The organism is Streptomyces uncialis (assembly GCF_001905345.1).
Taxonomy (GTDB): Bacteria; Actinomycetota; Actinomycetes; order Streptomycetales; family Streptomycetaceae; genus Streptomyces; species Streptomyces uncialis.
The window spans coordinates 531,189-540,574 of the sequence record NZ_LFBV01000005.1 but is presented as its reverse complement, the minus strand read 5'-3'; the positions used below and the strand labels follow the sequence as shown (position 1 = coordinate 540,574).

Annotated in this window: 9 protein-coding genes; 3 read left to right on the top strand and 6 right to left on the bottom strand. The window is 73.4% G+C overall.

Translation table 11 applies throughout. The annotated features are described in order from the left end of the window. Positions 1-125: 125 nt before the first annotated feature. Both AB852_RS22585 and AB852_RS22580 read right to left on the bottom strand, forming a co-directional pair. Complete coding sequence (locus AB852_RS22585; RefSeq protein WP_073791563.1) at positions 126-851, bottom strand: bifunctional DNA primase/polymerase; 726 nt, start codon at positions 849-851, stop codon at positions 126-128. 162 nt (positions 852-1,013) lie between these two features. Continuing rightward, a complete protein-coding gene (locus AB852_RS22580) occupies positions 1,014-1,676 on the bottom strand; it encodes a TetR/AcrR family transcriptional regulator (RefSeq protein WP_073791560.1) in 663 nt (220 codons plus the stop codon). Positions 1,677-1,828: 152 nt separating this feature from the next. Here AB852_RS22580 and AB852_RS22575 point away from each other — a divergent pair, with 152 nt between their 5' ends. After that, positions 1,829-2,095: a DUF6243 family protein gene (locus AB852_RS22575; protein ID WP_073791557.1), complete on the top strand. Its 267-nt coding sequence runs from the start codon at positions 1,829-1,831 to the stop codon at positions 2,093-2,095. A 186-nt stretch (positions 2,096-2,281) separates the two neighbouring features. Next, complete coding sequence (ddaH, locus tag AB852_RS22570) at positions 2,282-3,100, top strand: dimethylargininase (RefSeq protein ID WP_342748491.1); 819 nt, start codon at positions 2,282-2,284, stop codon at positions 3,098-3,100. Here the strand turns inward: ddaH and AB852_RS22565 are convergent. After that, positions 3,097-4,119 carry a small ribosomal subunit Rsm22 family protein gene (locus tag AB852_RS22565; protein WP_073791554.1) on the bottom strand — a complete coding sequence of 341 codons (1,023 nt, stop codon included), beginning with the start codon at positions 4,117-4,119 and terminating at the stop codon, positions 3,097-3,099. The genes ddaH and AB852_RS22565 overlap by 4 nt on opposite strands. Positions 4,120-4,267: 148 nt before the next feature. Here AB852_RS22565 and AB852_RS22560 point away from each other — a divergent pair, with 148 nt between their 5' ends. Further along, the gene (locus AB852_RS22560) at positions 4,268-5,326 is read left to right on the top strand and encodes an SCO2278 family lipoprotein (protein WP_483883358.1); all 1,059 of its coding nucleotides are present in this window, start codon (positions 4,268-4,270) and stop codon (positions 5,324-5,326) included. Positions 5,327-6,349: 1,023 nt separating this feature from the next. On the opposite strand, the gene AB852_RS22555 is transcribed toward AB852_RS22560, so the two are convergent. Genes AB852_RS22555 through AB852_RS22545 form a run of 3 tightly spaced genes read right to left on the bottom strand, consistent with a single transcriptional unit; the run spans position 6,350 to position 9,386 of the window. Beyond that, positions 6,350-7,177 (bottom strand): heme ABC transporter ATP-binding protein, encoded by an 828-nt coding sequence (locus tag AB852_RS22555; RefSeq protein ID WP_073791548.1) that lies wholly within the window; start codon positions 7,175-7,177, stop codon positions 6,350-6,352. Further along, positions 7,177-8,376 carry a FecCD family ABC transporter permease gene (locus AB852_RS22550; RefSeq protein ID WP_245876872.1) on the bottom strand — a complete coding sequence of 400 codons (1,200 nt, stop codon included), beginning with the start codon at positions 8,374-8,376 and terminating at the stop codon, positions 7,177-7,179. The genes AB852_RS22555 and AB852_RS22550 overlap by 1 nt, the downstream gene beginning before the upstream one ends. After that, positions 8,373-9,386 carry a heme/hemin ABC transporter substrate-binding protein gene (locus tag AB852_RS22545; RefSeq protein WP_073791545.1) on the bottom strand — a complete coding sequence of 338 codons (1,014 nt, stop codon included), beginning with the start codon at positions 9,384-9,386 and terminating at the stop codon, positions 8,373-8,375. The genes AB852_RS22550 and AB852_RS22545 overlap by 4 nt, the downstream gene beginning before the upstream one ends.

Genomic DNA, 9,386 nt, shown 5'->3' with positions numbered 1-9,386 from the left:
ATCTTGGACGCCCTGTCCGCGTTCCCGAACACACCATCAGCATTCGGAATGACTCGTCTAGGAAGCGCAAGCGAAGGCGACCCGCGCAGGGGGGCCTACGGACCGCTGGCGAAGGGGGCCCGGGGTCAGCCGCGCAGCGGCCACCCCACCCCCGCCGGTTCGCCCCCGAACCTCGCACAGGAATCCGTGAGGAACTCCAGCAGCGTCAGCGGATCGGGCAACCCGTACTCAGGCCCCCGTACCCACTCCACCACCCGCTCCCCGGGCAGCCGCGCCGGCGGCACCAGTACGTACGACCCCCGGCAGTGCCACCGCAGCCCCGGATGCTCGTCCATCGTCTCGGGATGGCAGTCCAGCTCGCAGGGCCACCACTCGTCCTCCTGCTCCGGCGTCCCCCGGGTCGCCGTGAAGAAGAGCATCCGGTCCTCGCCGGAGACCGCCACCGGCCCTACCTCGACCCCGGCGGCCAGCAGCCGCTCCAGCGCCTCCCGCCCCGCGGCCTGCGGAACGTCCAGCACATCGTGGACCATCCCGGTGGACGTGATGAAGTTCGCCTCGGGCGCGCTCCGCGCCCAGCGCTCGATCTGGGCCCGGTCCGTCGTGGACTGGGTCTGCCAGGCGAACGAGACGGGGTGCTGGCCCGGAGTGGGACAGCCGACCCGGTCGCAGGAACATCCGTATCCGGACGGGTGCGCGGCGGGCGCGAGCGGCAGCCCGGCTCCCGCGGCGGCCAGCAGCAGCTCTTCACGGCCGGCGCTGTCCACCGTGTCCCCGGTGTCCCGGGGCCGGCGGCCTCGCAGCCATTGGGAAATCCTGCTCCGTCCGCCCGAGCGGCCGTTCTCCACGCCCATGTATCCCCTCACCCAGTCCTGAGTCCCGAGTCCGGCACGGCGTCGGCGCCGGTTCGCGCGGATGTGACCGGGGCGGCTCGTGGCGTTTCCCGGACCTCCGTGGCCTTCCATCGTCCCACCATCCTGCGCCCCGCGTGGCCGGACCCCGCAGCCGGGGTGCGTTCAGCGCGCGGCGATGCCGTGCAGGGCGTAGTCGACGAGGGTGTCCGTATAGCCGTGGCTGAGCGGTCCGCTGCGCTGGAGCCAGCGCTGGGCGAGCGGCGCGACGAAGAGTTCCAGCGCGATCCGCGGGTCGATGTCGGCCCGTACCTGCCCGCTGTCCTGCGCCGATCGCAGCCGGCCGACGTAGAGCTGGAGCTGGGGTTCGAGCAGTTTGGTGACGAACTGCTCACCGAGCCGGGCGTTCACCACGCCCTCGGCGGCCAGAGCGCGGGAGGGCGCCTCGAACTTGGGGTCGAGGAGTTCGTCGACGGTGGCGCGGAGCACGAACTTCAGATCGGCCGCGAGGTCCCCGGTGTCCGGGAACTCCCAGGGGGTGCCGCCCGCGGCCTCGCTCGCCTGCTCGCTCAGGTCCAGGAAGGCTTCGAGCAGTACATCGGCCTTGGAGGACCACCAGCGGTAGATGGTCTGCTTGCCGACGCCCGCGCGGGAGGCGATGCCCTCGATGGTGGTGCGCTGGTAGCCGACCTCGGCGACGGAGGCGAGCGCGGCGTCGTAGATGGCGTGGCGGGAGCGCTCACTGCGGCGGCTGGAGTCGGGCCCGTCCTTGCGGGCGGTGCCGGGGGGCCGGGTGGGCGCGGTAGGGGTGCTGGAATCGCTGGACATGCACCGAATCTACCTCGTGACGAGACGGAGCGTCTTTATTCGATTGACGAGACGTATCGTCTTGCCTAACGTGTGGTGCGGTCGCTACGGGGCGTATCGTCCCGTAGGACGTCGACCGACGGACGACGACCATCACACGGAGGTGAGGGCATATGGCCCGCAACGGAAACATGCTCGGCGTGGGCGGCACCCGCAGCAATCTCTCGCGGGGCGCGCTGCGCGGCAAGGGCCGCGACGGCAGGGGCGCCGCGGTGGACCCCGCCGCGCAGAAGCGCGAGCTGCTGCGCAAGCTCCAGGCGGCCCGGACGGCCGAGCAGGACGCGTCCGGCGACACATCCGCGGCCACGTCCGGGAGCGCGCCCGACGCCGGGCCCGGACCCGCCACCGACGAGGACACCACGGCCACCGACGGGTCGTGAACCCGGGCCGTGGCCGCGCCGCCGACCGCGCGCGGACGGCGGACCACCTGTCCGGCCCAGCACCACGAGGGCTCCTCACCCCGCACCAGGACACAACGGCTTCCCGCCGGGCGGCGTTCTGCCGCACCATGGGCAGCGTCGCCCCCGATCGGGACGGCATGAACCTGCGGTCGTGAGGAGCCCTCATTGCCCCGTCGCCACGCCACACCCCGGCGTTATCTCATGTGCCCACCGGCACACTTCAAGGTGACCTACTCCATCAATCCGTGGATGGACCCCGCCAAACCCGTCGATCTCCCGCTCGCCGTCGCCCAGTGGGAGGACCTGCGGGACCGGTACCGCTCCCTCGGCCACACCGTCGAGGTGCTCGAACCCCACCCCGAACTGCCCGACATGGTCTTCGCCGCCAACGGCGCGACCGTCGTCGACGGCCGGGTCCTCGGTGCCCGCTTCGCCTACCCGGAACGTGTCCCGGAGGCCGCGGTACACCTCGACTGGTTCCGGGACCACGGCTGGAGCGCCGTCCAGGAACCGCTGCACATCAACGAGGGCGAGGGCGACTTCGCCGTCACCGCCTCGTACCTCCTCGCCGGACGGGGCTTTCGCGCGAGCCCGCTGTCGCACGGCGAGGCCCAGGAGTTCTTCGGCCGCCCGGTCATCGGGCTCGATCTCGTCGACCCCCGCTACTACCACCTGGACACCGCGCTCGCCGTCCTCGACGACCGCGCGGACGACGTCATGTACTACCCGGGCGCCTTCTCACCGGGCAGCCGGGCCGTCCTGCGGCATCTGTTCCCCGACGCCCTGATCGCCACCGGACGTGACGCCGAGGCCCTCGGCCTCAACGCCGTCTCCGACGGCCGGCACGTCCTGCTCCCGCAAGCCGCCCTCGGCCTCCTCGACCCGCTGCGCGAGCGGGGCTACGAGCCCATCGGCATGGATCTGTCCGAACTGCTCAAGGGCGGGGGCAGCGTCAAGTGCTGCACCCAGGAGCTGCGGGGTTAGTCCTTCCCCGACCGCTCGCCGTCCTCCGGCGGCGGTGGCCAGGCGTCGCCCCAGTCCGTGTCCCGCGCGGACCGGTACAGGGGCCCATGGCGCTTGGTCACCGTCTCGCGGCGCAGCGCGCCGTCCGCGCCGCACAGTTCGAGCAGCACCTGGCCCTTGCGGATCTGCGGGCGCCGCACCACCCGCGCCGCCGCCGGTGAGCCGGAGAAGCGGACCGCGGCCACGAAGCTGAACTTCTCGTCCTCGTACCCGAGCGAACCGCCCTTCACCTGGCGGTGCAGCGACGAGCGGCTGACCCGGGCCGAGAAGTGGCACCAGTCCGCGCCCGGGACGATCGGGCACGCCAGGTCGTGCGGGCACGGGGCCAGCACCCGGAAACCCGCGGCGAGCAGCGCCCGCCGGGCCTCCAGCACCCGGGCGTAGCCCTCCGGGGTGCCCGGTTCCACGACGACCACCGCCTGCGCGGCGTCGGCCGCCGCGGCCACCACCGCCGTACGGTCCTCCTCGGTCAGCTCCCCGAGGACATAGCTGACGGTCACCAGGTCCGTGGGCGCCAGGACCAGCTCGGCGCCGATCCTCGCGCGCTGCCACCGGGCGGTGCGCAGGGCCGGGTTCGCGGCGGCGATCTCCGCGCCGAGGGTGAGGGCGGGCTGCGCCCAGTCGAGGACCGTGACCTCGCGGGGGCCCGCCCAGGTCGCGGCGGTGGCCCAGGTCGCGGCGCCGGTGCCGCCGCCCACGTCGGTATGGCTCGCGGGGGTCCAGCCGGGGGCCGCCGCCGCGAGCGCCGCCAGCGCGGTGCGGGCGGCCTCGAAGGTGGCGGGCATGCGGTACGCGGCGTAGGCCGCGACGTCCGGGCGGTCCCGCAGGACCGGGGCGGCGGTGGGGATACGGCCGCGGTACGTGGTGATCAGCCGTTCCACGGCCCGGGAGGCCTCCCGGGCGGGAAGCTCTGCGAGAAGGGTGTCCAGGGCGGTGCGCAGGGGAGCGGCACCGGTCGGGGACGCGGTCGGCTGGTTCACCCACGAATTGTATTCCCCTGTCACGGTACGGACCGCTCGCCCCGGTCGACCCCGCGGCGCACGGCCCCGCCCCCCTCCGGGCCCGGCGTCCGGTCCGCCCACCGCCCGGTAGGGTTCGGGGCCGGGAAGGGGAAGGTGAAGGGGCCCGATGGAAGCAACGCCAGCAATCTCAGCAACTCCTCCGCCACGCCCGCGGGCGGCGATACGCCGGTTCCCCCGGCGCGCGACGGCGCGGGGACTCACCCCCTGGGCCGTACTGACCGCCCTGACGCTGATGGCGACGGGCTGTGTCACGGTGCACGGGGAACGCGAGATCATCCCCGCCGCGACCAAGGCCGAGGCGGACCGCGCGCTCGGGGACTTCCTCACCGCGTACAACAAGGCCGACCGGGCCAACGACCCCGCGCTGGACGAGGACCGGGTCACCGGCGCGCTCGGCGCGATCGACCAGGCCGGGCTGCGGGCCCGCCGGAGCATCGACCCGGACGGCGACCCGAACCGTTCGCCGCTGGAGCTGACGGACCGCCGGTTCACCGTCCCGAAGATGGCGGGCTGGCCCAAGTTCTTCCTGGCCGACACGGACTCCAACCGGGACCAGGACACCGACAAGAGCAAGGACACCCGCTGGGTGCTCGCCTTCACCCGGGGCGGACCGGACGCCGGCTGGAAGGCGGCGTACCTCACGGTCATGTCCCCCGGCCAGATCCCGGAGTTCCGCACCGACGGCGACGGCCTCGCGAGCGCGGTGCCGGTACGGGACAAGGAACTCGCGGTGCCGCCCGCGGAGTTGAGCGAACGGTACGCGACGTATCTCGACAAGGGCGGTCCCGACTTCGCGCCGGGCCCGCACACCACCGACTGGCGGGAGGAGCGGCGGCGGGGGGCGACCCGGCCCGGACTGTCCCGGCAGTACATCGACCAGCCGCTCGGCGACGGCGCGTACGCCCCGCTCGGGCTGCGGACCGAGGACGGCGGAGCGCTGGTGTTCTTCGCGACGCGGCACTACGAGAAGCAGACCGCGGCGAAGGGGCGCGACCTGCGGCTGGAGCCGCCGGTGCGGGCGCTGATGCGGGGCGCCGTCAAGCAGTCGGTGACCCTTGAACGGACCTCCAACCAGGCGGTACGGGTTCCCGTGCGGGGGGCTTCGGGGGGCGGGGTGCTCGTCCTGAGCCGTATCCAGGGCCTCACCGGAGCAAAGGGCGACTGACGGCCGCACCCCGACCGAGCCGCCCCTGGGTTCCCCGTGCCGGGCGCACAAGTTCCTGTGCCGTCGCTCGTGGGTGCGCAGTTCCCCGCAGGTCGCCTTCGCTTGCGCCCCTGGGTCCGTCCGGCTGGCCGCGCTTGTTCCCGTACGGGTCGTTCGTGGGTTGCGCAGTTCCCCGCGCCCCTTGGGCAGCGCCTCTTGCGGTGGCTGTTCGCCTGCGGGTGGCGCCTGGTTGCTCGCGCAGTTCCTCGCGCCCCTGGGTCGTCCCGGGTGGGCGTCGCACGTCCTGTGCGGGTGGTCCGTTGGTGCGCAGTTCCCCGCGGGTCGCCTTCGCTCGCGCCGCTGGGTTTCCTGTGCTGGGCGCACTTGTTCCTGTGCCGTCGCTCGTGGGTTGCGCAGTTCCCCGCGCCCCTGAGATCGCGCCCCTTGCTGCCCCCGCCCGACCGCGGGTCACCAGGGGGTGCCCCAAAGGGGCGCGGGGAACTGCGCGAAACCCCGGACCACCCGCACAGGAACAAGTACACCCAGCGACGAGTACCCAGGGGCGCGAGGAACTGCGCACCCCCGGACCACCCGCACAGGAACAGGTACGCCCCGCCGGGGAACCCCAGGGGCGCGGGGAACTGCGCACCCACGAACGACCCGTACGGGAACAGGTACGCCCAGAGGTGGAACCCTAGGGGCGCGGGGAACTGCGCACCCACCGAGCGACCCGCACAGGAACAAGTACACCCAGCGACGAGTACCCAGGGGCGCGAGGAACTGCGCACCCCCGGAGTACCCGCACAGGAACAGGTACGCCCCGCCGGGGAACCCCAGGGGCGCGGGGAACTGCGCACCCACGAGCGACCCGCACGGGAACAAGCGCGGTCAGCCGGACGGACCCAGGGGCGCGGGGAACTGCGCACCCCCGTCGGGCCCGTACGGGAACAAGTACGTTCAGCCGGACGGACCCAGGGGCGCAAGTGAAGGCGACCCGGACAGGGACACGTGCGGCCGCAGGGACGACCACGCCCCCCGGGAAGGCTATTCGCGGCGGGGGAAGACCAGCAACGCCCCGGTCCGGGGATGGGGGAGTACCTCGACCGGCTGGCGGTAGACCTCCGTGAGGGACGCGTCCGTGAAGACCACCCCGGGCGCCCCGTCCGCCACCACCCGCCCGTCCCGCAGCACCGCCACCCGGTCCGCGTACGCCGCCGCGAGCCCCAGATCGTGCAGCACCACGACCACCGCGTCACCCGCCTCGGCCCGCCGCCGGCAGACCCCGAGCACCAGCTCCTGATGGCGCAGATCGAGCGCGGCGGTCGGCTCGTCGAGCAGCAGCAGCGACGTCCGCTGCGCCAGCACCCGCGCCAGCGCGACCCGCGCCCGCTCACCCCCGCTCAGCCCGGAGAACGCCCGCCCGGCGAAGTCCGTGACCTCGGTGGAGGCCATCGCCGCGGCGACCGCCTCGTCGTCCTCGTCCTCCCGCTCGGTCCCGGCCCAGGGCGCCCGTCCCATCCGTACGACGTCCTCGACGGGGAACGGGAACGACAGCGACGCGTCCTGCGGCAGCACGGCCCGGCGCAGCGCGAGTTCGGCGGCCGACCACGCGGCGGCGGGCCGTCCGGCGATCGTCACGGACCCCTCGTCGGGGGCCCGGTCCGCCGCGAGCGCGGCGAGCAGCGTCGACTTGCCGGCGCCGTTCGGCCCGACCAGCGCCAGCACCTCACCGGCCCGCGCCGTGACGCCGACCTCCGACAGCACGGGACGGGAGTCCAGCCGTACCGTCAGGTTCCGTGCCTCGGCGAGCACCTCGCCGGGTGCGACCGGCGCGGGCATGTTCCGTGTCCGTGACGCGAACAGGGACCTCATCACGCCCAGCCTCCTTGCTTGCGGCGGGTCCGGCGCAGCAGCCAGAAGAAGAACGGGCTGCCGAAGAGCGCGGTGAGCACCCCGAGCGGCAGTTCGGCGGGCGCGGCGACGGTCCGGGCGGCGAGGTCCGCGGAGACGAGGACCAGTCCGCCGCCCAGCGCGCTGCCGGGCACCAGGAAGCGGTGTCCCGGCCCCGCGGCCATCCGCAGCAGATGGGGGACGAGCAGTCCCACGAAGGTGATGACCCCCGCGACGGCGACGGCTGCCGCGGTGAGCAGCGCCACGACCAGGATCATGGTGATCCGCAGCCGCTCCACGTCCACACCCAGATGCCGGGCGGGGCGCTCACCGAGGGCCAGCAGATCGAGCTTGCGGGCCGACAGCGGGGCGACGAGCAGCCCGAGCAGCGCGCAGGGCAGGACCGCGAGCACCTTCGGCCAGGTGGCCTGGGAGAGCGAGCCGAGCTGCCAGAACGTGATCTGGGTGATCGCGGAGTTGTCGGCGAAGAAGACCGAGAGCCCGATCAGGGCGCCCGCGAACGCGTTGACGGCGATACCCGTGAGGATCAGGGTCACCACCTCGGTCCGGCCGCCCGAGCGGGACAGCGCGTACACGAGGCTGACGGTCGCGAGTCCGGCGATGAACGCCGCCGCCGTGACCGTCCAGTTGCCGAGGAAGGTGAGGCCGAAGGCGATGGCGACGACCGCGCCGACGGCCGCGCCCGCCGAGATGCCGATGACGCCCGGCTCGGCGAGCGGGTTGCCGAACACGCCCTGCATCAGGGCGCCCGCGCAGCCCAGCGACGCCCCGACGAGGAGCGCGAGGACGACCCGGGGGAGCCGGACGTTCCACAGGACGCTCTCACCGACCCGGTCGAGGGCCTGTCCGCCGAGCCCGATCCGGTGCCGGACGGAGGAGAGGACGTCCCCGATCGGGATGTCGTACGCGCCGGTCCCGGCGGAGACCAGGGCCATCACGAGCAGCGCCGCGATCAGCCCGGTGGTCAGCAGGGACGTGGTGCCGCGCCGCCGGGGGGCGGCCTGCGCCGGTGCCCCGCGTACCGGGTCCGGGGCGGGCGACGGGTCCGCCGCCGCTTCCTTCGTCGCTCCGTCCGCCGTCGCCGCGGACTTGGTGAGGGCGACGGCGCGGGGTTCCTCCGGGCCGTCGTCCGCCCGGTCGGGCCTGGCCAGGGTCGTCACTTCGCGGGACCCTTCGCGTAGAGCTGGTCCACCAGGCTCTGGAGGACCTGGTCGGTACGGGGACCGTAGTTGAGCATCACGCCGTCGTCGATGGAGACGATCCGGCGGTCCATCCCGGCGGGGGTCTCCGCGACCCCGGGGATCTTGACGAGTCCGTCGACACCGCCGACGGACTTCAGGCCCTTGGTCATCACGAGGACGGCGTCCGGCGCGGCCTTGGCGAGCGCCTCGCTGGTGATGGGGGTGAAGTCCTTCTTCAGTCCGGACGCCTTGCCCGCGTCGACCGCGCCCGCGGCCTCCAGCAGGGAGCTGGCGCCGGAGTCCCGGCCGCCCAGCAGATAGACGGACGCGGAACCGCGGACGTACAGGAAGGCGACCCGGGGCTTGTCCGCGTCCTTCGCGGGCGCCGGGATGTCCGCCTGGACCTTCCCGATCCGCTCCTGGGTACGGGCCGTCAGCTCGGCGCCCGAGTCCGGGACACCGAGGGTCCGCGCGACGGCCTCGATGCGCTTGTCCACGTCGTCGAGACCTTTGGCCGCCTCGTAGACGACGAGGGGGATGCCCGCGTCACGGATCTGGTCGATCGCCTCGACCGGGCCGCTGGTGGAGTCGGCGAGGACGACGGTCGGGCGCAGCGACAGCACGGATTCGGCGGAGACATCGTGCGCGCGGGTCACCACGGGCAGCTTCTCGGCCTGTTCGAAGGTCGCGGTGATGTCCTTGGCCACCACTTTTCCGCCGAGTCCGAGTGTGAAGACAATCTCATTCAGACTGCCGCTCAGCGGGACGATCCGGCTGATGTCGGTGATCTCCACCTTGCGCCCGTCGGCGGAATCAACCGTGGCCGGAAGTCGCGGTTGTGGGGCCTTGGCCAGCGGTTCCACCCGGTCGGCGGCGGTCTTCGCGCGGGCCGTGGCCGGGGCGCCTGTGTCGTCCTGGGAGCCGCCGCAGCCGGTGAGGGCCAGGGCGAGGACGACGGTGAGGGCGCCTGCCAGTCGTGGGATGCGCAC